A 24,288-nucleotide genomic window follows, 5' to 3' on the forward strand; every position below is an offset into this window, starting at 1 on the left:
AGCGATGCTCGAAGGAAAAATTGCTCTTGTGACCGGGGCGTCGCGCGGCATTGGCCGGGCGGTCGCTCTGGAGCTTGCCCGCCAAGGGGCGAACGTTGCCGTCAATTACGCCGGCAGCGAGGCGAAAGCGAATGAAGTTGTCGAGGCCATCCGCTCGCTCGGCCGCGAAGCGATCGCCGTGCAGGCGGACGTCGCCCGCGCTGAAGATGTTGAGCGCATGGTGAAAACGACGATTGACCATTTTGGCCGCCTCGATATTTTGGTCAACAACGCCGGCATTACACGCGACAATTTATTGATGCGGATGAAAGAAGAAGAATGGGATGCCGTGATTAACACGAATTTAAAAGGGGTATTTCTTTGTACGAAGGCGGCAACGCGCCCGATGATGAAGCAGCGCTATGGGCGGATCGTCAACATTGCTTCGGTCGTCGGCGTGATCGGCAATCCGGGGCAGGCGAACTATGTCGCCGCCAAGGCCGGCGTCATCGGGCTGACGAAGACGGCGGCGCGCGAACTCGCCAGCCGCAACATCACCGTTAACGCCGTCGCACCAGGATTCATTACGACCGATATGACCGAAGCGCTCAGCCCGGAGCTGAAGGCGGAAATGTTAAAGCAAATTCCGCTCGCCCGCTTTGGCGAGCCGGATGATGTCGCCCGCGTCGTCGCTTTCCTCGCTTCCGACGCCGCGAGCTACATGACCGGACAGACGCTTCATGTTGACGGCGGCATGGTGATGCCGTAAGAAAAACAGCGCTAGTATTTTTTCTGCCAATCGACTATAATCATGAAGGGAGGTGAACGCAATGGCCGATGTATTGGAACGTGTAACGAAAATCATCGTTGACCGGCTGGGGGTTGACGAATCGCAAGTGACGCTCGAGGCGTCGTTTAAGGACGACCTGGGCGCTGACTCGCTCGACATCGTCGAACTCGTCATGGAACTTGAAGACGAATTCAACATGGAAATTTCCGATGAAGAGGCGGAAAAAATCGTCACAGTCGGAGACGCTGTGAACTACATAAAAAGTCGTCTGTAATGCCGCTTTTTTGCAAAGTCCCGTTGCTTCGAACGGGGCTTTCTCTGCTTTTTCAGGGATGCTCGGCGGGTCTTGCGGAAAAAAGCGCACGATTCCCGCTCGCGTAGCGGACCGGAGAACGGATATAATAGAAGAAGACACGGCCATTTTGTTCTGGAACGAAGTCGGAGGGCATTTTTATGTCAAAACAAAAAGATAAAGAGCGCATCCATGAAAAGAGGCGGGCGAAGTTTCAAGAGCTGCAAAAAAAAATCGGCATCACCTTTCGAAACGAAAAGCTGTTGATTCAAGCGTTCACCCATTCATCGTATGTGAATGAGCATCGGCGGCGGCTTCACGAAGACAATGAACGGCTTGAGTTTTTAGGCGATGCCGTGCTGGAGCTGACCGTTTCTCAATATTTATTTCAAAAGTTCCCGCATATGAGCGAGGGGCAATTGACGAAGCTGAGGGCGGCCATCGTCTGCGAGCCGTCGCTTGTGAAATTTGCCAACGCCCTGTCGTTCGGCGAGCTCGTCTTGCTCGGCAAAGGCGAGGAGCTGACCGGCGGGCGGACGCGTCCGGCGCTCTTGGCAGACGTCTTTGAGGCGTTCATCGGCGCTTTGTATTTGGATCAAGGAATGGACGCGGTCATCCGCTTTTTGGAGAAAACGATGTTTCCGAAAATTGATGAAGGTGCTTTTTCTCATGTGATGGATTTTAAAAGCCAGCTGCAGGAATTGGTGCAGCGGGACGGCAGCGGAACGCTTGAATACGCCATTTTGGAGGAAAAAGGTCCGGCCCACAACAAGGAGTTTGTCGCCCGCGTAGCGTTAAACGGCCAAGAGCTTGGCATCGGCGTCGGCCGCTCGAAAAAGGAAGCTGAACAGCATGCGGCGCAAATGGCGCTCGAAACGTTGCGGGCTGCCGATCAGCAGTGAAGGTTGGCGCTGTTACGTCAGTCTTTTTTCTGTGAACGTGCGAAGGGATGGAGAGCAAACGCTGCTCATGGGTGTTTCGATGAACATGCGCGCCTTGAGCGGGGGAAGAAAGGCGTTTTTTTCGATAGCTCATATGGTAGGATGAAAAGATCGAACGTCTCGGTTTCCCAAAAGGGCTCCGGGGTGTTTGTGTTGGATCACAGTGGAAAGATGGTGAGGCGTCATACCATGTTCCTGAAACGATTGGATGTGATCGGCTTTAAATCGTTCGCCGACCGTGTATCGATCGAGTTTGTCCCTGGTGTGACGGCGGTCGTCGGTCCGAACGGGAGCGGCAAAAGCAACATTACCGATGCGATCCGTTGGGTGCTCGGTGAGCAATCAGCAAAATCGTTGCGCGGGGCGAAAATGGAAGACGTCATCTTCGCCGGCAGCGAATCGCGCAAGCCGCTCAATGTGGCTGAAGTGACGATCACACTCGACAATGAAGACGGCTTTTTGCCGCTTGAGTACCAGGAAGTGAGCGTGACCCGGCGCGTCTATCGCTCGGGGGAGAGCGAGTTTTTCATCAACCGCCAGCCGTGCCGTTTGAAAGACATCGTCGATTTGTTTCTCGATTCCGGGCTCGGCAAGGAGGCGTTTTCCATCATCGGCCAAGGCCGGGTCGAAGAGATTTTAAGCAGCAAACCGGAAGAGCGGCGCACGATTTTTGAAGAAGCGGCCGGCGTGTTGAAGTACAAGCTGCGGAAAAAAAAGGCGGAGGCGAAGCTAGCGGAGACGCAAGACAACTTGCACCGCGTCAACGATATTTTGCACGAGCTCGAACAGCAGCTTGAGCCGCTCCGCATGCAGGCGTCGCTCGCCAAAGAGTTTTTGGAAAAACGCGAAGAGCTCGAGCGATTTGAAGTGGCGCTGATGGTTCACGACATCGAGCAGTTGCGCGGGCAATGGAATGAGTTGAAGGAAGCGCTTGATGGGCACCAACGGGACGAAGTGGCGCTGGCGGCGGCGTTGCAGAAAATGGAAGCCCAAATCGAACAGCTGCGCGATCAAATGACCGCCATTGACGAATCGATCGACGGTTTGCAGCAAGTGCTGCTTTTAGCCAGCGAAGAGCTTGAGAAGCTCGAAGGGCGGAAAGAAGTATTGAAAGAGAGAAAAAAGCATGCCGCGAGGCGAAAAGCGCAGCTGGACGACATAACGGCTGCACTGGCTGCGAAACGGCGCCGCTTGACGGAGCAGCTGCATGCCGAGCGGGAGGAACTCGCCCGTCTTGAGGCGGGCGCCGCAGCGCTCGAGCGGGAGCTGAAAGAAAAACAGGCTTTGTTTTCGGCGCATGAAGCCGACATTGAGGAAGAAATCGAGCGGCGAAAAGGTGATTACATCGACCTTGTTCATGAACAGGCGGCGTTGAAAAACGAACGCGCACATGTGGAGCAGGCCATCAGCAAGCTGCATGCCAAACGGACGGCGCTCGATGAAGCGAACCGCCGCCATCTCGCCGAACGTGAACAGCTCGAGCAGAAGCGGGCGGCCTTATGGGCCGAGCAGACCCGCCTCGAACAGGCGCTGACGGAAGCGCATAACAGACAAGCCGCTCTCGCCGCGGCGCTCGCAGCGCAAAAAACGGAGCTCGAGCAGCATGAAGCGTTGCTGCATCAGGCGCGCCAATACCGGCAGCAAACCAAAGCGCGCCAGCAATGGTTGGAAGAGATGCAACATGATTATTCCGGTTTTGTCCAAGGAGTAAAGGAAGTATTAAAGGCGCGCGACCTTCTGCCCGGCATTCATGGCGCCATTGTTGAGCTCATCCGCGTGCCGGACCGCTATGAGACGGCGATTGAAACGGCGCTCGGCGGGGCGATGCAGCATATCGTCGTTGACAGCGAACAGGCGGCGCGGCAAGCGATTCACTATTTGAAAACGAACGGCTACGGGCGCGCGACGTTTTTGCCGCTTGACGTCATAAAAGCGCGCGCGCTTTCCGAACGGGAGCGGGCGGCGATTGACCGCCATCCGGCGTTTGTCGGCATTGCGAGCGAGCTCGTCGAATACGACCGCGCCTATAGGGCGGCGATCGCTCATTTGCTCGGCCATGTCATCGTGACAGCCGATTTAAAAGGCGCGAATGAGCTGGCCAAGCTTCTTCACTATCGCTATCGCCTCGTGACATTGGACGGTGATGTCGTCAGCCCTGGCGGGGCGATGACCGGCGGCGGGGCGGCGAAAAAGACCGCGTCGCTATTAAGTCGAAACCGCGAGCTTGAGACGCTTTCGGCCAAACTGCAGGAAATGGATGAAACGATCGCTCGGCTTGAGCGGGCTGTTGCCGCAAAACGACACGAGCTGGCGGAGCAGGAAGCGCAGGCGGCCGCGCTGCAAGAAGAGGTTGCGGCGCTTCGGGAGGCCCTGCAAAGACAAAAGGACGAGCAACGCGAGCTCGAATGGCAGAAAAAACGGATCGACGAGCGGCTCGCACTGTATGATGAAGAAAAGGCGAACGACGAGCGCGAAATGGCAGAGCTCAACCGCCGCCTCGGCGCCATTGACAGGCAGCTTGAGCAGCTTGCCGAGAAACTGCAGGCGATCGATGACGACATCAGCCGGCTGCAGGCGCAAAAACAGACGGAGCAAACGACGAAAGAGGCGCTCCAGGCAGCGATCACGGAGCAAAAAATCGCCTTGGCGGAAACGAAAGAGCGCGTGAAACATGCACGCCGGAAAGTGGAAGAATGGGAAGCGGAGCTTGCCGAAACGATCCGTGGGCTCAAAGAAGCAGAGCGCGAACGAGCCGCTTTGGATGCGGAAATGGAGGCGCCGGAATGGAACGAGGAAGAGATTGAGCAGCTGCGAAAGCAAAAGCTTGAGGACAAGCAAAAGACATTGGAGCTGATCGCGAGCCGTCGCGAACAGCGGCTCGATTTCCAACGCCGTCTTGAACATTTGGAACAGGAATGGAAAGAGACGAAGCGGCAGCATAAACAGCTCGCCGATGTCGTGAAAGACGAAGAAGTAAAGTTGAACCGGCTTGATGTGGAGCTTGAGAATTTGCTTGTCCGTCTGCGCGAAGAGTATGGGCTGTCGTTTGAAGCGGCTCGCTCCGCGTACCCGCTTGAGATCGGCGCCGATGAGGCGCGCAAGCGGGTGAAGCTGATCAAGCGCGCCATGGAGGAGCTCGGCACCGTCAACTTGGGGGCGATCGATGAATACGAACGAGTTTCCGAACGGCACCGCTTTTTAAGCGAGCAAAAAACCGATTTGGAAGAGGCGAAGGCGACGCTCCACCAAGTCATTGATGAAATGGACGATGAAATGAAAAAACGATTTTTCGCGACGTTTGAACAAATCCGCGCCCATTTTGGCGAGGTATTTGGCGAGCTGTTCGGCGGCGGGCGCGCCGATTTGCGGCTGACCGATCCGAACGACTTGCTTGAGACTGGGATCGACATCGTCGCTCAGCCTCCGGGGAAAAAGCTGCAACATTTAAGCTTGCTTTCCGGCGGCGAACGGGCGCTGACGGCGATCGCCCTCTTGTTTTCGATTTTAAAGGTGCGCCCGGTGCCGTTTTGCGTCCTTGATGAAGTCGAAGCGGCGCTTGATGAAGCGAACGTGCAGCGGTATGCCCAATATTTAAAACGGTTCAGCCGCGACACGCAGTTTATCGTCATCACCCATCGAAAAGGGACGATGGAAGAAGCGGACGTGCTGTACGGCGTCACGATGCAAGAATCGGGCGTCTCAAAGCTTGTTTCTGTCCGTTTGGAAGATTCGAAGGAGCTCGTGCGGTCATAATGGAAAGGAGGCGCTTTGGATGGGTTTTTTTCAAAAATGGAAAGAAAAATGGACAAAGCAAGCGGATGCCGTAACCGAAAAGTTTAAAGAAGGGCTGTCAAAAACGCGAAATTCGCTCGCCGGGAAAGTGAACGACCTCATCGCCCGTTATCGGAAAGTGGATGAAGAGTTTTTTGAAGAGCTTGAGGAAATTTTGATCGCCGCGGATGTGGGCGTCACGACCGTCATGGAACTTGTCGATGAGCTGAAAATGGAAGTGAAGCGCCGCAACATTCAAGACCCGGCGCAAATGCGCGACGTCATCGCCGAAAAGCTCGTTGACATTTACCGCGCCGGCGCCGATGACAAAGAACTTTCCGCTTTGAATATACAAGAAGGCGGGCTGACGGTCATTTTGTTCGTCGGTGTCAACGGCGTCGGCAAAACGACAACGATCGGCAAGCTCGCCCATAAGCTGAAATCGGAAGGGAAATCCGTCTTGTTGGCAGCTGGCGACACGTTCCGCGCCGGGGCGATCGAGCAGCTCGAAGCGTGGGGCGAGCGCGTTGGGGTCGACGTCATTAAGCAGGCGGCCGGCTCCGATCCAGCGGCGGTCATGTATGATGCGATTCAAGCGGCGAAAGCGCGCGGCGTTGACGTATTGTTATGCGACACGGCCGGGCGGCTGCAAAACAAAGTGAATTTAATGAAAGAGCTCGAAAAAGTGAAACGCGTCATCAGCCGCGAAATTCCGGGCGCTCCGCATGAAGTACTGCTTGTGTTGGATGCGACGACCGGGCAAAACGCGATGAGCCAAGCCAAGCTGTTTAAAGAAGCGACCGATGTGACCGGCATCGTGTTGACGAAGCTTGACGGCACGGCGAAAGGCGGCATCGTGCTTGCCATTCGCAACGAGATGGCCATCCCGGTGAAACTCGTCGGCCTCGGCGAGAAGATGGACGATTTGCAAGTGTTCGATCCAGAACAGTACGTCTACGGATTGTTTGCTGATTTGCTGGAATCATAAACAAGCCAACAGAGGGTGCTCCCAAAACAATGGAGCGCCCTTTGTTGTTACGTCCACGGGAGTGTAACCGATAAGCCCTTTGTTCGTTCCATCCCTTGACACCTTGCCGAAAAGACGGTACACTACATTTTTGTAAAGGTATTTTACTTAACAATGAGGGAGGGAGAGTCCGGTGCTGGAAAAAACGATGCGCATGAACTATTTATACGATTTTTACCAAGCGCTGTTGACGCCGAAACAGCGCAACTATATGGCGCTTTACTACTTGGACGACTACTCCCTCGGGGAAATTGCCGAACAATATGAGGTGAGCCGCCAGGCGGTGTACGATAACATCCGGCGTACAGAAGCGATGCTGGAGCAGTATGAAGAGAAGCTCGGGCTGCTGCGAAAATATGAACGGCGGCGGCAGATCATCGAGCGGCTGAAAGACTACATCAGCCGGCACTACGGTGCTGACGCCGAATTGGCGGCGCTAGTCCGCGAGCTTGACGAACTTGATTAAAAAAGGGGGTGGCCGCCATGGCGTTTGAAGGACTGTCTGAACGTTTGCAGCAGGTGATGAACCGCATCCGCGGCAAAGGGAAAGTCACCGAAGCGGATGTCAAAGAGATGATGCGCGAAGTGCGCCTTGCGCTTTTGGAAGCTGACGTCAACTTTAAAGTCGTCAAAGATTTCATCAGACAGGTGAGCGAGCGGGCTGTCGGGCAGGAAGTGATGAAAAGCTTAACGCCGGGCCAGCAAGTGATCAAAATCGTCAAGGAAGAGCTGACGGCGTTAATGGGCGGTGAGCAAAGCCAAATCGCTGTCGCGAAGAAACCGCCGACCGTTGTGATGATGGTCGGGTTGCAAGGGGCCGGGAAAACGACGACCACCGGGAAGCTGGCCAACTTGCTGCGCAAACGGCATAACCGGAAGCCGCTTCTGGTGGCTGCCGACGTTTACCGCCCGGCGGCGATCAAACAGCTTGAGACGCTTGGCAAGCAGCTCGACATGCCTGTCTTTTCGTTAGGCGAGCACGCCAATCCGGTTGAAATCGCGAAACAGGCGCTCGAGCGGGCGAAAGAAGAGCATTATGATTACGTGCTCATCGACACAGCCGGCCGCCTCCACATTGATGAAGCGCTCATGGATGAACTGAAGCAAATGAAAGAAGCGGTCAAGCCGGATGAAATTTTCCTCGTCGTTGACGCCATGACCGGGCAAGATGCCGTCAATGTCGCACAAAGCTTCCATGAGCAGCTCGGCATCACCGGGGTGATTTTGACGAAGCTGGACGGCGACACGCGCGGCGGGGCGGCGCTGTCGATTCGCGCCGTCACCGGAGCGCCGATCAAGTTTGCTGGGATGGGCGAAAAACTTGACGCTTTGGAGCCGTTCCATCCGGAGCGAATGGCGTCGCGCATTTTAGGCATGGGCGATGTCCTGACGCTCATCGAAAAAGCGCAGGCGGCCGTCGACGAAGAGAAGGCGAAGGAGCTCGAACAAAAAATGCGCACGGCCACCTTCACGCTTGACGACTTTTTGGAGCAGCTCGGCCAAGTGCGCAAGCTCGGACCGCTTGACGAACTGATTAAAATGCTGCCGGGCGCCAACAAAATCAAAGGGCTCGCCAACATCCAAGTCGATGAAAAGCAAATCGCCCGCGTTGAGGCGATCATCCGCTCGATGACGAAAGAAGAGAAAACGCATCCGGAAATCATCAACGCTAGCCGCAAAAAGCGGATCGCCAAAGGAAGCGGCACGACGGTGCAGGAAGTAAACCGGCTTTTGAAGCAATTTGACGAGATGAAAAAAATGATGAAAATGATGACGAATATGCCAAAAGGGAAAAAGAAAGGATTCCGTTTTCCATTTATGTAAATGAAGATCTGTTAAGCGAAAAACCTTTACAAACGGAAAAAGAATTGTTAATATACTATCTTGTGTGAACTCTATACGGAGGTGCGTACTGACTATGGCAGTAAAAATTCGTTTAAAACGCATGGGAACAAAGAAAAAACCATTCTATCGCATCGTGGTAGCTGATTCGCGCTCGCCGCGCGACGGTCGTTTTATCGAAACGATCGGCACGTACGATCCGGTCGCTGAGCCGGCGCAAGTGAAAATTGATGAGGAATTGGCGCTCAAATGGCTGCAAAACGGCGCCAAACCATCGGATACGGTGCGCAGCTTGCTGTCGAAGCAAGGCATTTTAGAGAAGTTCCATAACTTGAAATACGGCAAATAAGCGAGATGCACATGAAGCCGCTCATTGAAACGATCGTCAAGGCGCTTGTCGATCATCCGGAGGCGGTGGCGGTTGAGCGCCGCGAAGAAGAGACGGCCGTCATCTATGAGCTGTCCGTGCATGAAGACGACACTGGCAAAGTGATCGGCAAACAAGGGCGGACGATCCAGGCGATTCGCACGGTCGTTGCCGCCGCCGCGGCCGGATCGCCAAAGCGGGTTGTTGTGCAAGTGAAAGACAAAGGGTGAGGATGTTCCTCTCCCTTTTTTGATATGATGCCAAAGGGCGCAAAAATGACCCGGGTGCCGTTCATTCCGTGTCAAAAGGGGGAAGAGGATGAAGCTCATTCAAACGGTTGAGGTGCGGCAAATCGTCACCGAACGGAGCAAACAAGAGCTTGCCGCCGCGTTTTTGGCGCGCAAGCAGCAGCTCGAGCGCGAGTGCGACCAGCTTCGTTTTGAACAGAAACGAATGGAGAAAAGCGGAAACTATCCGCCCGCTTTAGTGAAACAATATTTTGCCAAAGAGATCGACGAGCGGATGGAGAAAATGAAACTGCTTGAGTTTCAGCTCGAACAATTACATATGCTACCGTTAGGGAGCGAATTGAAAGAGCGGGAAGTCGAGGCGCTCGTTGAGGTGAACGTCGGCGACCGTTGGGAAGAGGTGACAAAAACGCGCGCCATCATCATTGAAGACGGCGTCGTCAAAGAGATTCGCTAAGAAGGGATGAAAGCGATGGAACGATGGTTTAATGTCGGAAAAATTGTCAATACGCACGGCATTCGCGGCGAAGTGCGCGTCATTTCGCGCACCGACTTTCCTGAAGAACGGTATAAAAAAGGAAACAAGCTGTACATTTTCCGCGAACGGGACACGGAACCGATTGAAGTCACGGTGAAAAGCCACCGCGTCCATAAATCGTTTGACTTGTTGTCGTTTGAAGGCTATGACAGCATCAACGATGTGGAACGGTTTAAGGGAGCGATGCTGAAGGTGCCGGAAAGCCAGCTCGGCGAACTCGCGGAAGGGGAATATTATTTCCATGAGATCATCGGCTGCACTGTCGTGACAGAAGGCGGGGAGACCATCGGCGCGGTAAAGGAAATTTTGACTCCAGGGGCGAACGACGTCTGGGTCGTCCGGCGCGAAGACGGATCGGAAGCGCTCATTCCGTACATTGACGAGGTCGTTTTGCACGTCGATCCGGATCGGAAAACGATCATCATCCGGCCGATGGAAGGGCTGCTCGAGTGATGCGGATCGATATTTTAACGTTGTTTCCCGGCATGTTTTCCGGGGTGTTGAGCGAGTCGATTTTAAAGAAGGCGCAAGAAAAAGGGGCCGTCGACATCCGCCTTATTGATTTTCGCGAGTTTGCCGACAACAAGCATAAAACGGTCGACGATTATCCGTATGGCGGCGGCGCCGGCATGGTGCTCAAGCCGCAGCCGATTTTTGACGCGGTGGAACACGTGACGGCTGGATCGCCTGGCGCCCGCATCATTTTGCTTTGCCCGCAAGGCGAGCGCTACACGCAAAAAAAGGCGGAAGAGCTGGCGAAAGAAACGCATTTGGTGCTCATTTGCGGCCATTACGAAGGGTATGACGAACGCATCCGCCAATATTTAGCAACCGATGAAATTTCGATCGGCGACTATATTTTAACAGGCGGGGAACTCGGCGCCATGGTCATTGTCGACAGCGTCGTCCGTCTTCTCCCCGGGGTGCTCGGCAATGAGGCGTCGCCGGTCGATGACTCGTTCAGCTCCGGGCTGCTTGAGTATCCGCAATACACAAGACCGGCCGATTTCCGCGGCATGAAAGTGCCGGATATTCTGCTTTCTGGCAACCATCAGCTCATCGCCGAGTGGCGCGAGAAGGAATCGCTCCGGCGCACGTTTTTGCGCCGTCCGGACTTGCTCGATGAATATCCGCTTACAGACAAGCAAAAGCAATGGCTGAAAGAGTGGGAAAAGGAGCGCGAATAGCTATTGCCTGAGTCAACCGTTTATGCTATCATGTCTTTTGTGTGACCTTAAGCGATTGGCTTGAGGATGGAAAACGATGTTCCGCTGCAATGAAGAGATCATTGGCATGAACATCTGTGGAAGGAGTGGATCATGATGCATCATTTAATCCAAGAGATTACGAAAGAACAACTGCGGACGGATTTGCCGGATTTCCGCCCGGGCGACACGGTGCGCGTTCATGTGAAAGTCGTCGAAGGCAACCGCGAACGCATCCAAGTGTTTGAAGGTGTCGTCATTAAACGGCGCGGAGCGGGCATCAGCGAAACGTTCACGGTCCGCAAAGTGTCCTATGGCGTCGGCGTTGAGCGCACATTCCCGGTGCATACGCCGAAAATCGCCAAGCTGGAAGTCATCCGCCGCGGGAAAGTCCGCCGCGCGAAATTGTACTACTTGCGCGAACTTCGCGGCAAAGCGGCGCGCATCAAGGAAAATACGAACGCAGCGCAATAATGGACAACGGTGGATCACAGCGGAAAAGGAGCTTGCTTTCAAGCTCCTTTTTTCACTACCGCCAATGATGATTACGGTCGTGATCCACGACTGCAAACTTTGATTTAGGTGGGTGGACAATGGAACAGAAAAAAAGCGAATGGCGCGAATGGATGAAAGCGATCGTCGTTGCCGTCTTGCTCGCCGGGGGCATCCGCTACTTTATTTTCGCTCCGATCATCGTCGACGGTTATTCGATGATGCCGACATTACATAACCATGAGCGGATGATCGTCAATAAACTGGCGTATAAAATCGGCATGCCGCACCGTTTCGATATCATTGTTTTTCACGCTGAAGAAGGGAGAGACTATATTAAGCGAGTCATCGGCCTGCCGGGCGACCGAATTGAATACAAAAATGATACGCTCTATATCAATGGCAAGCCGTATGAAGAGCCGTATTTGGACGAGTATAAAAAGCAGTTGTCCGACGGCGGTCCACTGACGGAATCGTTCACTTTGGAGGAACTGACCGGGCGAAGCACGGTGCCGCCGGGGCATTTGTTTGTCATGGGCGACAATCGCCGTTTCAGCAAAGACAGCCGCCATATCGGCTTCATTCCGATGTCAAAAGTCGTTGGCAAGGCGAATCTTGTGTATTGGCCGCTTTCTGACGCCCGGATTGTGAAATAAACGAGGCAGGTGATGCCAATGACAGTGATTCAATGGTTCCCCGGCCATATGGCGAAGGCCAAGCGGGAAGTGCAAGAAAAATTAAAGTTGATCGACGTAGCGTTTGAGCTGCTTGACGCCCGTGTGCCGATGTCCTCGCGCAACCCGATGATCGACGAGATTCTCGGACAAAAGCCGCGCCTCATTTTGCTCAATAAGGCTGATATGGCCGATGAGGCGGTGACCGAACAGTGGATCCGCTATTTCCACGATCAAGGGCGGCTGGCTTTGCCCATCGATGCTCAAAGCGGAACAGGAGTCCGGCAAATCGCGGCGGCAGCGAAAGAGATGGTGAAAGACAAATTCGAGAAAATGCGGGCGAAAGGGATTAAAAACCCGCGCCCGGTTCGGGCGCTCATCGTCGGCATCCCGAACGTCGGCAAGTCGACGCTGATCAACCGGCTCGCCGGCCGCCATATCGCGAAAACCGGCGACAAGCCGGGGGTGACAAAAGCGCAGCAATGGATTAAAGTCGGCAAAGAAATGGAGCTGCTTGATACCCCAGGCATCCTATGGCCGAAATTTGAGGATGAGGACGTGGGCTACAAGTTGGCGGTGACCGGGGCCATTAAGGACGAAATTTTAAACTTGCAGGATGTCGCCGTCTATGCGCTCCGCTTTTTGTCGACCCACTATCCCAACCGGCTTGCGGAGCGCTACGGCCTTGATGACATTCCGGATGACATTGTCGCCTTGTTTGACGCCATCGGAAGGCGGCGCGGCTGCTTGACGTCAGGCGGCGCTGTTGACTACGATAAAGTGGCTGACATCGTTTTGTATGACATCCGCACGGAAAAATTAGGCCGCTTAAGCTTTGAAACGCCCGCTTCACGGACGTAGCGCGTCCGGCGGGCGTTTTTTGCCGGCGGCGCTTTACGGTCGGCCAAACAGAGCCGATAGTATAAGTAGAAGAGGGAGAGGAGCATGAAGCGGTATACGGTGAAAGACATTGAAGCGCTGCTTCCGAAGCTTGGCGAGGACGACCCGCGCTGGGAGATGCTGCGGCAGGATGAGCGAAAAAGCGTGCAGGCGCTTCTTGCCCGTTTTGAAAGGCAGAAAGCGCGCCGGCACGCCATCGAGCAGCGGTGGGAAGAACTAATGCGTTATGAGAGGGAACTATACGCCGCTGGCGTTAGACGGATCGCCGGCATTGATGAGGCCGGGCGCGGCCCGCTGGCCGGCCCGGTCGTCGCCGCCGCGGTCATCTTGCCGAAAGACGCCTATTTGCCGGGGCTTGACGACTCGAAGCGGCTGACGCCGGAAAAGCGCGAGGCATTGTTTGCGCAAATTGAAGCGTGCGCCGTCGCCATCGGCATCGGCATCGTCAGCGCGGCGGAGATCGATGAAAGGAATATTTACGAAGCGACAAGGCAAGCGATGGCGAAAGCGGTGAACGCCCTTTCCCCGCCGCCTGAACATTTGCTTGTTGATGCGATGGCGGTGCCGTGCCCACTGCCGCAACAGCGCCTCATAAAAGGAGACGCCAACAGCGCTTCAATCGCCGCTGCGTCGGTCATCGCCAAAGTGACGCGCGACCGGTGGATGAAAGAACTGGATCGCCGCTATCCACAATACGGGTTCGCGCGCCATATGGGCTACGGAACGCCGGAACATTTCGAGGCGATCCGCCGCTACGGCGTTACGCCTGAGCACCGTCGTTCGTTCGCACCGGTGAGGGAGGTGCTGAAGGCGAGCGAGCAGCTCTAGAAGAAGGGATGGGACGAAATGGTCGAGCGCATGGAGCGGACAATGCCAACGACCGCTGTCCGCGACGCGACATCCAGCCGGCGGTTTCAGCCGGGGCAGGCCGTCGTCGGCCGAGTGGAGCGGGTCGAGGAGATGGAAACCGGGGAGCGGGCGGCGCTCGTCCGCGCTGGCGGACAGCTTGTGCGCGCCCGTTTGGAGGCGCCGCTTGCCGTCGGACGTTTGTATTTGTTTGAAATTCACGAACGACAAGGAACAATTTATTGGAAAGCCATTCCCCTTTCCGAACCGGCGTCTGCTCCGTCAGGTGAAGAGGCGGTGCGCCGGTGGCAAAAAGCGTGGAAACTGCCGGATGCGGCGCTGCCGGTGCTCCGCCAAGCGCTGAAAGCTGGCGCGGCTGCAACGAAAGAGGAAATTGCCGCACTGACTGAAGCGGTGAAAGAGACCGGCCAGCCGGACGCGGCCGAAGACGTGCTCGCCCATTTGTTTCGCCGCCGGCTGCCGTTCTCTTCAGCCGTGTTTCGCGCGCTATGGGCAGCCAAAACCGGGGTGCCGCTCGCTGAGGGGTTGGGGAAACTGAAAGCGGCCATTGCCGCCCTTTCCGCCCATCCGGCGGCGCTTGAGCTCAGCCGGGCGATGGAGAAGTTTCTTTCACCGCCGCTGTCCGCTTACGAGGCGGCCGTGCGTTTGTTGCTGTCAGGGGAGGAAGAGGCCGAAACGGCCCGCGCGCTTCTTGCCCGCCTTGGGCTCGCCCCGTTGCCGGAGGACCGCCGCTTGGCGCTTCGGGAGGCGGTGCAATGCCGCCGGTTTGTCGATATCATTCGGCAGCTCGGCTTGACGGACGAGGAGGCGTTTTTGGAACAGTGGGCCGCTCTTGATGCTGCCTATCAAAGCGGAGCGCTGCCCGCCGCGGAAGCGAAGTTGTGGGCGGCCGCTCGAGCGACGAGAGATCCGGCGCTGTCGCTGTTTTGCTGGCTGAGGCGAGCGGCCGTGCGGCTTGGGCTTGAGGACGAGGCGGCGCTCGTCCGTGTTGGGAAAATCGAGGATTTGCCTTCCGCCCCGTCGTTGAAACGGCTGCTTCTTCGCTTTCTTCATGAATCGGGGAGCGAAGGGGCCAAGAGGGCGGCCGAAGCGATTCTCGACCAGCTCGATGGCATGGCCATCGCTGCTGGCGGCGATGGGCTCATTGAGCACGTATGGATTTCGTTTCCATTGCCGCTTGGCGGCCGCAGCAGCGATTTTGCTGTGTGCTGGCAAGGAAGGAGGAAACAAGGCGGGCCGCTTGATGCCGATTACAACCGCATTGTTTGTTGCCTGACGCTTGAAGAGCTGGGAGAGGTGATCGTTGATATGCGCGTGCAACGACGGATCGTCCACATCTCCATTTTTCACGATGATCCGCGGTTGGCGGTTGCTGCCGCTCGGATGGCTCCGCTTGTCAAAGAGCGGTTTCAGGCGCACGGCTATGCGCTTTCAGGCATTGATGTAAAGGCAACGCGTTCCGCCCCTCCTCCGCCTTCCGTTTTTCTGTTTGCCGACAGTTGCAGCGAGGTGGATTGCCAAGCATGAACGAGGAGCGGAAAAAAGCAGTCGCCTTGTCTTACGATGCGGCACTTGACGCAGCTCCGATCGTCAAGGCGAAAGGGGTTGGCAAGGTCGCCGAAGCGATCATCGCCGCCGCCCGGCAGCACGGCGTGCCGATTCGCCAAGATCCGACGCTTGTTGAGCTGCTGGGGAAAGTGGAGATCAACGAAATGATCCCGGAGGAGCTGTACGCCTTAGTGGCTGAATTGTTCGCGTTTTTGTATCAGCTTGATCAGGAAGCGAAAGGAGAAAGAGCGGGGAAGGGGTAATTTTCCTATTCCCCGCTTTCTTAATTTTGCGGCGAAACGGTGGACAAGCGCGAAATGTTAGGTATAAAATGAAAGCGCTAAGACTTTTTTGATTTTATACATAGGAGGTTGGCGCATGAACATTCATGAATACCAAGCAAAAGAAATTTTGCGAAGCTATGGTGTGAGCGTGCCGAACGGCCGCGTCGCGTTCACGGTGGATGAAGCGGTCGAAGCGGCGAAAGAGCTCGGCGCGCCGGTGTGTGTCGTCAAAGCGCAAATTCATGCCGGCGGGCGCGGCAAAGCGGGCGGGGTGAAAGTGGCAAAAAGCCTCGAGGAAGTCCGTACATACGCCAGCGAATTGCTCGGCAAAGTGCTCGTCACCCATCAAACCGGCCCGGAAGGAAAAGAAGTGAAACGGCTGTTGATTGAAGAAGGGTGCGACATCCAAAAAGAATACTACATCGGCCTTGTCGTCGACCGCGCCACCTCGCGCGTCGTGTTAATGGGGTCGGAAGAAGGCGGAACGGAAATCGAAGAAGTGGCGGCGAAAACGCCGGAGAAAATTTTTAAAGAATACATCGATCCAGCCGTCGGGCTCCAAGCGTTCCAAGCGCGCCGATTGGCTTTCAACATCAACATTCCGAAGCATCTCGTCAACCAAGCGGTCAAATTTATGATGGGCTTGTACCAAGTGTTTGTCGATAAAGACTGCTCGATCGCCGAAATCAACCCGCTTGTCGTCACCGGCGACGGCAAAGTGATGGCGCTTGATGCGAAGCTGAATTTCGATTCAAACGCCTTATACCGCCATCCGGACATCCTTGAATACCGCGACTTGGATGAAGAAGACCCGAAAGAAGTCGAAGCGTCGAAATACGACTTGAACTACATCGCTCTTGACGGCAACATCGGCTGCATGGTCAACGGCGCCGGCTTGGCGATGGCGACAATGGACATCATCAAATATTACGGAGGCGAGCCGGCCAACTTCCTCGATGTCGGCGGCGGCGCCAGCGAGGAAAAAGTAAGGGAAGCGTTCAAAATCATTTTGTCCGACCCGAACGTCAAAGGCATTTTCGTCAACATTTTCGGCGGCATTATGAAATGCGATGTCATCGCGAGCGGCATCGTCGCGGCGACGAAGCAAGTCGGTTTGACGCTTCCGCTTGTCGTCCGACTTGAAGGAACGAACGTTGAGCTTGGGAAAAAGATTTTGCAAGAGTCGGGCTTAAACATTATTGCGGCCGAATCGATGGCGGACGGAGCACAAAAAATCGTCGAGCTAGTACGTTAAGAAAGCGAGGGAGACACGTGAGCGTTTTTGTCAATAAAGATACGAAAGTGATCGTACAAGGGATTACCGGTTCGCAAGGGCTGTTCCATACAAAGCAGATGATCGAGTACGGGACGAACATCGTCGGCGGCGTCACGCCGGGCAAAGGCGGCACGGAAGTCGAAGGCGTGCCGGTGTTTGACACCGTTTCCGAAGCGGTCGAAAAAACAGGCGCGAACGCCTCGGTCATTTACGTTCCGCCGGCCTTCGCTGCGGATGCCATCATGGAAGCGGTCGACGCGGGACTCGACCTTGTTGTTTGCATCACCGAAGGCATTCCGGTGCTTGATATGGTGAAAGTGAAACGGTACATGGAGGGCAAAAAGACGCGCCTCATCGGTCCGAACTGCCCGGGCGTCATTACGCCGGAAGAGTGCAAAATCGGCATTATGCCGGGCTACATCCATAAAAAAGGACATGTCGGCATTGTTTCCCGTTCCGGCACGCTGACGTACGAAGCCGTTCACCAACTGACGCAAGCCGGCATCGGCCAGTCGACGGCGGTCGGCATCGGCGGCGACCCGGTCAACGGCACAAACTTCATCGATGTACTGAAGGCGTTTAACGAAGACGAGGAGACGTACGCGGTCATTATGATCGGCGAAATCGGCGGCACGGCGGAAGAAGAAGCGGCCGAATGGGTGAAAGCGAACATGACGAAACCGGTCGTCGGCTTTATCGGCGGGCAAACGGCGCCTCCGGGCAAACGGATGGGCCATGCGGGCGCGATCATTTCCGGCGGCAAAGGCACGGCCGCAGAGAAAATCAAAAAAATGACCGAATGCGGCATTAAAGTGGCGGAAACGCCGGCCGTGATCGGCGAAACGCTCATTTCTGTGCTGAAAGAACGCGGCTTGTACGAGAAATGCAAAACGCACTAATGGTTTGGCCCCGCACGTTGCCGTGCGGGGTGTTGCATATCATGTCTATAGATGCAATTTGAAGCTTTCCCATTTGCCGCTTTTACAGAGCAATTGGATCGGCTGTCGGGCGACCGAACAACGCCGCTTAAAGACCCATGTATGGGTCTGTGAAGCGGGTGGCTGTTCGGTCTTCCGTCACGCCAAGGCGTGACGGGGAAGCCTGCGGCTTGCCTCCGACAGTCGAAAAAATAGACAGGCGACTTTTCCGTCAAGGATATGTTAAACGTTTTCGTTGCACCGATCGATCCATGCTGAAGGTGAAAAAAGAAAGGGGATCAGTATGTACGATACGGTCCGCGACCGACTTATCCATCTCCATCATTGCCGCGGGGCAGGATGGAAGACGATTCATTCCTTGCTGAAGGTTGATCCGACGCTCACCGCTCCATTTTCTCTGCCTCCTCATGATCTCCGCCCGCTCGTTCCGCTTTCCGACGCTCAATGGACCGCTTTTTTCCATGATTTGCATTCCATCGATGTGCAACGTGTGATAAAAACATATATGGACCGGTGCATTCATGTGGTCACCGTGTTTGATCATGACTATCCGCCGTTGCTTCGGCATATTTATGCCCCGCCGTGGGTGCTGTATGCAAAGGGGGCCCCCGCTTTGCTTCAGGAGCGGAAACTGATCAGCATCGTCGGCACGAGGCGGCCGACGAAAGAAGGAATCGAAGCGTTGAACAAATTGGTGCCGCCGCTTGTTGCCGCCGGCTTTACGATCGTCAGCGGGCTCGCGTTTGGGATTGACGTGTGCGCCCACCAACTCGCCGTCCAGCATGGCGGGTCGACGATCGCCGTCATCGCTGGGGGACTTGACCACATTTATCCGAAAGAACATCGACCGTTCGCCGCCCTGCTGATGAACGAACAGTTGGTCATCGCTGAGCATCCGCCGGCAACGCGCCCACAGGCATGGCAGTTTCCCGCGCGCAATCGCATCATCAGCGGGCTGTCGCTCGGCACGCTTGTCGTGCAGGCGAAGCGAAAAAGCGGTTCGCTCATTACCGCCGCGTATGCGCTTGAGCAAGGGCGGGAAGTGTTCGCCGTCCCCGGCCCGATCGGTTTGGCGGAATCCGCTGGGCCGAATACGCTCATTCAGCACGGGGCAAAACTAGTGCAAGAAGCGGCGGACATTTTGGATGAATTCCCGTACGTGTAATGCACATGTTTGACAAATGCGGCAATAATCATTAATAATAATGAAGATTTCAATTTACCTCCTAGGGGTGGAAGATGGATGTCAGACTACTTAGTTATCGTCGAATCGCCAACGAAAGCGAAGACGATCGAACGATACTTGGGAAAAAAATATACAGTCAAAGCGTCGATGGGCCACGTCCGCGATTTGCCAAAAAGCCAAATGGGCGTTGATATAGACCACGGCTACGAGCCGAAATACATTACGATCCGCGGCAAAGGCCAGGTGATCAAAGAGTTGAAAACGGCGGCGAAAAAAGCGAAAAAAGTGTTTCTTGCCGCCGACCCCGATCGCGAAGGAGAGGCGATTGCCTGGCATTTGGCCCACATGCTCGATCTGGACATTCACTCTGATTGCCGCGTTGTCTTTCATGAGATCACGAAGGATGCGATTCAGCAATCGTTTCAAAAGCCGCGCGCGATCAATATGAATCTTGTTGACGCCCAGCAGGCGCGGCGCGTGCTCGACCGCCTCGTCGGCTATAACATCAGCCCGCTCTTATGGAAAAAGGTGAAAAAAGGATTAAGCGCCGGCCGCGTCCAATCGGTGGCGCTGCGCCTCATCATCGATCGGGAACGAGAAATTCGCGAATTTCAGCCGGAAGAATATTGGACGATTCAAGCGACGTTTCAAAAAGAAGGAGAGACGTTTGCCGCCTCGTTTTACAGTATTGACGGACAAAAGCGCGATTTAAAGACGGAGGCGGATGTGAAAGCCGTGCTGGACCGCTTAAACGGAACGGCATTTGCGGTGAAAACGGTGACAAAACGAGAGCGCAAGCGCAGCCCCGTGCCGCCGTTTACGACGTCGTCGCTTCAGCAGGAAGCGGCGCGCAAACTGAATTTCCGGACGAAAAAGACGATGATGATCGCCCAGCAGCTGTACGAAGGAATCGATCTTGGCAGCGAAGGGACGGTCGGTTTGATCACGTATATGCGCACCGATTCAACGCGCGTCGCCGAGACGGCGCAGCAAGAGGCGGCGGCATATATCGAGGCGACGTTCGGCGCTATGTATGTCAACCAGGAAAAGCGGAAAGAGAAGAAAAGCACGAACGCCCAAGACGCCCATGAAGCGATCCGCCCGACATCGGCATTTCGCGATCCGGACAAAGTGAAACCGTATTTGACGCGCGACCAGTTTCGGTTGTATAAACTCATTTGGGAACGGTTCATCGCCAGTCAAATGGCGGCCGCCGTGCTTGACACCATGAGCGTCGAGTTGGAAAACAACGGTGTCGTGTTCCGCGCCAGCGGCTCGAAGGTGAAATTTCCAGGGTTTATGAAAGTGTATATTGAAGGAACGGACGATCAAGCGGAAGAGCAGGACCGTATCCTCCCGGATTTGGAAGAAGAGGAAACAGTTGAGAGCGAAACGATCGAATCGAAGCAGCACTTTACGCAGCCGCCGCCGCGCTACACGGAAGCCCGCCTCGTCAAAACGTTGGAGGAACTCGGCATCGGCCGCCCGTCGACGTATGCCCCGACGCTTGATACGATCCAAAAACGCAACTATGTCGTCCTTGAGAACAAGCGGTTTGTCCCGACCGAGCTCGGCGAAATCGTTGTCGAGCTGATGCTCGAATTTTTCCCGGAAATTATCGATGTCGAGTTTACGGCGAAAATGGAAAAAGAATTGGACGAAATTGAAGAAGGGAAAGTGGAATGGATCAAAGTCGTCGACGAGTTTTACCGCGAATTTGAAAAACGGTTGAAAGTGGCGGAAAAAGAAATGCGCGCAGTTGAGATTAAGGATGAGCCGGCCGGCATTGACTGCGAGGTGTGCGGCAGTCCGATGGTGTACAAAATGGGCCGTTTCGGCAAGTTTATCGCCTGCTCGAATTTTCCGGAATGCCGCCATACGAAGCCGATTGTCAAAGAAATCGGCGTCAAGTGCCCGAAATGCCGCGAGGGCAACATCGTCGAGCGCAGCACGAAAAGAAAGCGGGTGTTTTACGGCTGCGACCGTTTCCCGGATTGCGACTTCGTCTCGTGGGATAAACCGCTCGCCCGCCCGTGTCCGAAATGCGCGGGGCTGCTTGTGGAGAAAGAGCTGAAAAAAGGTGTGCAAGTGCAATGCACGGCGTGCGACTATGAAGAGCGGCTAGAAGCTTGAAAAGGCATCGGATACAATTCAGAATTTTATAAAAAAACAGTTGCGTTCATGCGGATGAATATGGTACGATGTAGTAGCCGTTGCGGGGTGAGGCGATGGAGAATTCGAAACTTGCGTTACAATTATTCATGGAATATTTACAAATCGAGAAAAATTATTCACAATATACTATTGTGTGTTACCGGCGTGACATTGAGCAGTTTTTCCGGTTTATGGATGAGGAAGGAATCGGCGCGCTCAATGAAGTGTCCTACAGCGACGTTCGTTTATATTTGACGAAACTATACGAGCAACAGTTGGCCAGCCGTTCGGTCGCCCGCAAAATTTCGAGTCTGCGCAGCTTTTACAAGTTTTTGTTGCGCGAAGGGCGGGCGGCCGAAAATCCGTTTGCGCTCGCGACACTGCCGAAAAAAGAGCAAAAAATTCCTAATTTTTTATACCCAAAAGAATTAGAAGCATTGTTTCTTGTCAATGATGAAAATACGGCCCTAGGCCAGCGCAATGCGGCGCTGGTTGAGTTGTTGTACGCGACTGGCGCTCGGGTTAGTGAATGTTGTCACATACAGCTGTCTGATGTCGATTTTGTTGCGGAAACCGTGCTCATTCACGGCAAAGGAAACAAGCAGCGCTACGTTCCGTTCGGCCGTCCGGCCCGCGAAGCGCTTGAACGGTATATCCATAGGGGCCGACGCGAACTGACAAGAAAGCTGCCGGCGGACCACCGCTATTTATTTGTCAACGCCCGAGGCAATCCGCTCACGCCTCGGGGAGTGCGCCATATTTTGGATCGGATTGTCGAAGCCGCTGCGCTGACGCAAAACATCAGCCCGCACGTGCTTCGGCATACGTTTGCGACTCATTTGCTCAACGAAGGGGCCGATCTCCGTTCGGTGCAGGAACTGCTCGGTCATGCGCATTTGTCATCGACGCAAGTGTATACACATGTAACGAAAGACCGGCTGCGGCATATTTATTTGCAGGCGCATCCGCGGGCGTAACCCGCAGGCAAGGAGGGGAAATGATGGGAGCCTTTCATGCGACGACAATTTTTGCCATCCGCCATAACGGCGCATCCGCCATGGCTGGAGACGGCCAAGTGACGTTCGGCAATGCGGTCGTCATGAAGCATACAGCGAAAAAAGTGCGGCGGCTGTTCCAAGGAAACGTGCTCGCCGGTTTTGCCGGCTCCGTCGCTGACGCGTTTACGCTGTTTGAAATGTTTGAAGGCAAGCTCGAACAATGGAATGGCAACTTGCCGCGCGCGGCGGTTGAGCTGGCGAAAGAGTGGCGGAGCGATAAAGTGTTGCGCCGCCTCGAGGCGATGCTCATTGTTATGGACAAACAGCATTTGTTGCTTGTCTCCGGCACGGGCGAAGTGATTGAGCCGGATGATGGCATGCTTGCCATCGGCTCGGGCGGTCAGTATGCGTTGGCTGCTGGGCGTGCGTTGAAGAAGTACGCCGGCGGCTCGATGACCGCGAAAGAGATTGCCAAGGCGGCGCTCGAGATCGCCGCTGACATTTGCGTTTATACGAACGGCCATATTATTGTTGAAGAGCTGTAAAAAGGAGGAGGCCGATGATGGCGGAAACGTTGACTCCACGGCAGATTGTCGAAAAGCTCGATCAGTTCATCGTCGGGCAAAAAGAGGCAAAAAAGGCGGTGGCGATCGCGCTTCGCAACCGGTACCGCCGCAGTTTGCTCGATGAAAAATTGCGCGATGAAGTGATGCCGAAAAACATTTTAATGATCGGCCCGACCGGGGTCGGGAAGACGGAGATCGCCCGCCGGCTCGCCAAACTCGTCGGCGCCCCGTTCATCAAAGTCGAAGCGACGAAATTCACCGAAGTCGGTTATGTCGGGCGCGACGTCGAATCGATGGTGCGCGATTTGGTGGAAACGTCAGTTCGGATCGTGAAAGAACGAAAAATGAACGAAGTGAAAGACAGGGCTGAACAGCAGGCGAACAAGCGGCTTGTTGAACTGCTCGTTCCGGGCAAGCCAAAGCAGACAATCAAAAATCCGCTTGAGCTGCTGTTTGGCGGCCAAGGAGCCCAAGCGGACAACAGCTACAGCCATGAGGATGAACAGGTGGAACAAAAGCGGCGCCAAGTTGCTTGGCAGCTGGCAAACGGGCAGTTGGAAAACGAGATGGTGACGATTGAAATCGAGGAACAGACGCCGTTATGGTTTGACTTTTTGCAAGGGGCAGGCATTGAGCAGATGGGGATGAACATGCAGGACGCCTTGAGCAGCCTCATGCCGAAGCGGCGCAAAAAGCGGCGTCTCAAAGTGAGTGAAGCGCGCAAAGTGCTCATCAACGAGGAAGCGCAAAAGCTGATCGACATGGATGAAGTGACGCAAGAGGCCGTCCGCCTGGCTGAGCAGTCCGGCATCATTTTTATCGATGAAATCGACAAAATCGCCCGCAGCGGAGCGGTGTCCGGCTCGGCCGACGTCTCGCGCGAAGGGGTGCAGCGCGACATTTTGCCAATTGTCGAAGGGTCGACCGTCATGACGAAGTACGGACCGGTGAAAACAGACCATATTTTATTCATCGCCGCCGGCGCGTTCCATATGGCGAAGCCGTCGGATTTGATCCCTGAGCTGCAAGGCCGTTTCCCGATCCGCGTCGAGCTTGCGAAACTTTCGGTCGACGATTTCGTAAGAATATTAGTCGAGCCGAATAACGCGCTCATTAAACAATATCAAGCTCTTTTGGCAACAGAAGGTATAAGTCTTGAATTTTCTGACGATGCTATTCGTAAGATTGCCGAGGTGGCGTTTGAAGTAAACCAGACGACCGACAACATCGGTGCGCGCCGGTTGCACACGATTTTGGAAAAACTGCTGGAAGACTTGCTGTTTGAGGCGCCGGACATCGGAATCGACAAGGTCGTCATCACACCGCAATATGTCGAGCAAAAACTCGGCAGCATCGTCAAAAACAAAGATTTAAGCGAGTTTATTTTATGAGGAGGAGATGAAAT

Annotated in this window: 25 protein-coding genes; all 25 read left to right on the top strand. The window is 54.9% G+C overall.

Annotated features, from left to right (window positions below; genetic code table 11):
* Positions 1–4 precede the first annotated feature (4 nt).
* Entirely contained in the window at positions 5–748 is a 744-nt protein-coding gene (fabG, locus tag GHH_RS05515; protein WP_013523380.1) for a 3-oxoacyl-[acyl-carrier-protein] reductase, read from the top strand.
* Between the two features lie 61 nt (positions 749–809).
* On the top strand, positions 810–1,043 hold the full coding sequence (locus GHH_RS05520; RefSeq protein WP_011230691.1) for an acyl carrier protein: 234 nt from the start codon (positions 810–812) through the stop codon (positions 1,041–1,043).
* A 179-nt stretch (positions 1,044–1,222) separates the two neighbouring features.
* Complete coding sequence (gene rnc, locus GHH_RS05525; RefSeq protein WP_013523381.1) at positions 1,223–1,963, top strand: ribonuclease III; 741 nt, start codon at positions 1,223–1,225, stop codon at positions 1,961–1,963.
* 228 nt (positions 1,964–2,191) lie between these two features.
* Positions 2,192–5,755 carry a chromosome segregation protein SMC gene (gene smc / locus GHH_RS05530; protein ID WP_015374398.1) on the top strand — a complete coding sequence of 1,188 codons (3,564 nt, stop codon included), beginning with the start codon at positions 2,192–2,194 and terminating at the stop codon, positions 5,753–5,755.
* Positions 5,756–5,774: 19 nt separating this feature from the next.
* Positions 5,775–6,761 carry a signal recognition particle-docking protein FtsY gene (gene ftsY, locus GHH_RS05535; protein WP_013523383.1) on the top strand — a complete coding sequence of 329 codons (987 nt, stop codon included), beginning with the start codon at positions 5,775–5,777 and terminating at the stop codon, positions 6,759–6,761.
* Between the two features lie 172 nt (positions 6,762–6,933).
* On the top strand, positions 6,934–7,266 hold the full coding sequence (locus GHH_RS05540) for a putative DNA-binding protein (RefSeq protein WP_013523384.1): 333 nt from the start codon (positions 6,934–6,936) through the stop codon (positions 7,264–7,266).
* Positions 7,267–7,283: 17 nt separating this feature from the next.
* Positions 7,284–8,624 carry a signal recognition particle protein gene (gene ffh, locus GHH_RS05545; protein ID WP_011230696.1) on the top strand — a complete coding sequence of 447 codons (1,341 nt, stop codon included), beginning with the start codon at positions 7,284–7,286 and terminating at the stop codon, positions 8,622–8,624.
* Positions 8,625–8,718: 94 nt separating this feature from the next.
* Entirely contained in the window at positions 8,719–8,991 is a 273-nt protein-coding gene (rpsP, locus tag GHH_RS05550) for a 30S ribosomal protein S16 (RefSeq protein WP_011230697.1), read from the top strand.
* Between the two features lie 11 nt (positions 8,992–9,002).
* Positions 9,003–9,239: a KH domain-containing protein gene (locus GHH_RS05555; protein ID WP_011230698.1), complete on the top strand. Its 237-nt coding sequence runs from the start codon at positions 9,003–9,005 to the stop codon at positions 9,237–9,239.
* Positions 9,240–9,327: 88 nt separating this feature from the next.
* Positions 9,328–9,714 carry a YlqD family protein gene (locus GHH_RS05560; RefSeq protein ID WP_011230699.1) on the top strand — a complete coding sequence of 129 codons (387 nt, stop codon included), beginning with the start codon at positions 9,328–9,330 and terminating at the stop codon, positions 9,712–9,714.
* 15 nt (positions 9,715–9,729) lie between these two features.
* Positions 9,730–10,248, top strand: coding sequence for a ribosome maturation factor RimM (gene rimM / locus GHH_RS05565; RefSeq protein WP_015374399.1), 519 nt, complete (start codon positions 9,730–9,732; stop codon positions 10,246–10,248).
* Entirely contained in the window at positions 10,248–10,982 is a 735-nt protein-coding gene (trmD, locus tag GHH_RS05570; protein ID WP_011230701.1) for a tRNA (guanosine(37)-N1)-methyltransferase TrmD, read from the top strand. Before rimM ends, trmD begins: the two co-directional genes overlap by 1 nt.
* 135 nt (positions 10,983–11,117) lie before the next feature.
* Positions 11,118–11,474: a 50S ribosomal protein L19 gene (gene rplS, locus GHH_RS05575; protein ID WP_013145772.1), complete on the top strand. Its 357-nt coding sequence runs from the start codon at positions 11,118–11,120 to the stop codon at positions 11,472–11,474.
* A 119-nt stretch (positions 11,475–11,593) separates the two neighbouring features.
* Positions 11,594–12,148, top strand: a complete 555-nt coding sequence (lepB, locus tag GHH_RS05580; RefSeq protein ID WP_013145771.1) for a signal peptidase I — start codon at positions 11,594–11,596, stop codon at positions 12,146–12,148.
* A gap of 12 nt (positions 12,149–12,160) precedes the next feature.
* On the top strand, positions 12,161–13,027 hold the full coding sequence (gene ylqF, locus GHH_RS05585) for a ribosome biogenesis GTPase YlqF (RefSeq protein WP_013145770.1): 867 nt from the start codon (positions 12,161–12,163) through the stop codon (positions 13,025–13,027).
* An 84-nt stretch (positions 13,028–13,111) separates the two neighbouring features.
* Positions 13,112–13,894, top strand: a complete 783-nt coding sequence (locus GHH_RS05590) for a ribonuclease HII (RefSeq protein ID WP_015374400.1) — start codon at positions 13,112–13,114, stop codon at positions 13,892–13,894.
* Between the two features lie 18 nt (positions 13,895–13,912).
* Entirely contained in the window at positions 13,913–15,460 is a 1,548-nt protein-coding gene (locus GHH_RS05595; protein ID WP_011230706.1) for a flagellar hook-length control protein FliK, read from the top strand.
* Positions 15,457–15,744 carry an EscU/YscU/HrcU family type III secretion system export apparatus switch protein gene (locus GHH_RS05600; protein ID WP_011230707.1) on the top strand — a complete coding sequence of 96 codons (288 nt, stop codon included), beginning with the start codon at positions 15,457–15,459 and terminating at the stop codon, positions 15,742–15,744. Before GHH_RS05595 ends, GHH_RS05600 begins: the two co-directional genes overlap by 4 nt.
* Before the next feature lie 115 nt (positions 15,745–15,859).
* Complete coding sequence (gene sucC / locus GHH_RS05605; RefSeq protein ID WP_011230708.1) at positions 15,860–17,020, top strand: ADP-forming succinate--CoA ligase subunit beta; 1,161 nt, start codon at positions 15,860–15,862, stop codon at positions 17,018–17,020.
* Between the two features lie 17 nt (positions 17,021–17,037).
* Positions 17,038–17,940, top strand: coding sequence for a succinate--CoA ligase subunit alpha (gene sucD, locus GHH_RS05610; protein WP_015374401.1), 903 nt, complete (start codon positions 17,038–17,040; stop codon positions 17,938–17,940).
* Positions 17,941–18,262: 322 nt separating this feature from the next.
* Positions 18,263–19,144 (top strand): DNA-processing protein DprA, encoded by an 882-nt coding sequence (dprA, locus tag GHH_RS05615; protein WP_015374402.1) that lies wholly within the window; start codon positions 18,263–18,265, stop codon positions 19,142–19,144.
* A gap of 78 nt (positions 19,145–19,222) precedes the next feature.
* Positions 19,223–21,298 (top strand): type I DNA topoisomerase, encoded by a 2,076-nt coding sequence (gene topA, locus GHH_RS05620; protein WP_015374403.1) that lies wholly within the window; start codon positions 19,223–19,225, stop codon positions 21,296–21,298.
* 95 nt (positions 21,299–21,393) lie between these two features.
* Positions 21,394–22,296 (top strand): tyrosine recombinase XerC, encoded by a 903-nt coding sequence (gene xerC, locus GHH_RS05625; protein ID WP_015374404.1) that lies wholly within the window; start codon positions 21,394–21,396, stop codon positions 22,294–22,296.
* A 23-nt stretch (positions 22,297–22,319) separates the two neighbouring features.
* Positions 22,320–22,862: an ATP-dependent protease subunit HslV gene (gene hslV, locus GHH_RS05630; protein ID WP_011230713.1), complete on the top strand. Its 543-nt coding sequence runs from the start codon at positions 22,320–22,322 to the stop codon at positions 22,860–22,862.
* 17 nt (positions 22,863–22,879) lie between these two features.
* Entirely contained in the window at positions 22,880–24,274 is a 1,395-nt protein-coding gene (gene hslU, locus GHH_RS05635; RefSeq protein ID WP_015374405.1) for an HslU--HslV peptidase ATPase subunit, read from the top strand.
* The last annotated feature ends 14 nt before the right edge of the window (positions 24,275–24,288 follow it).

This window comes from Geobacillus sp. GHH01, assembly GCF_000336445.1.
GTDB lineage: Bacteria > Bacillota > Bacilli > Bacillales > Anoxybacillaceae > Geobacillus > Geobacillus zalihae.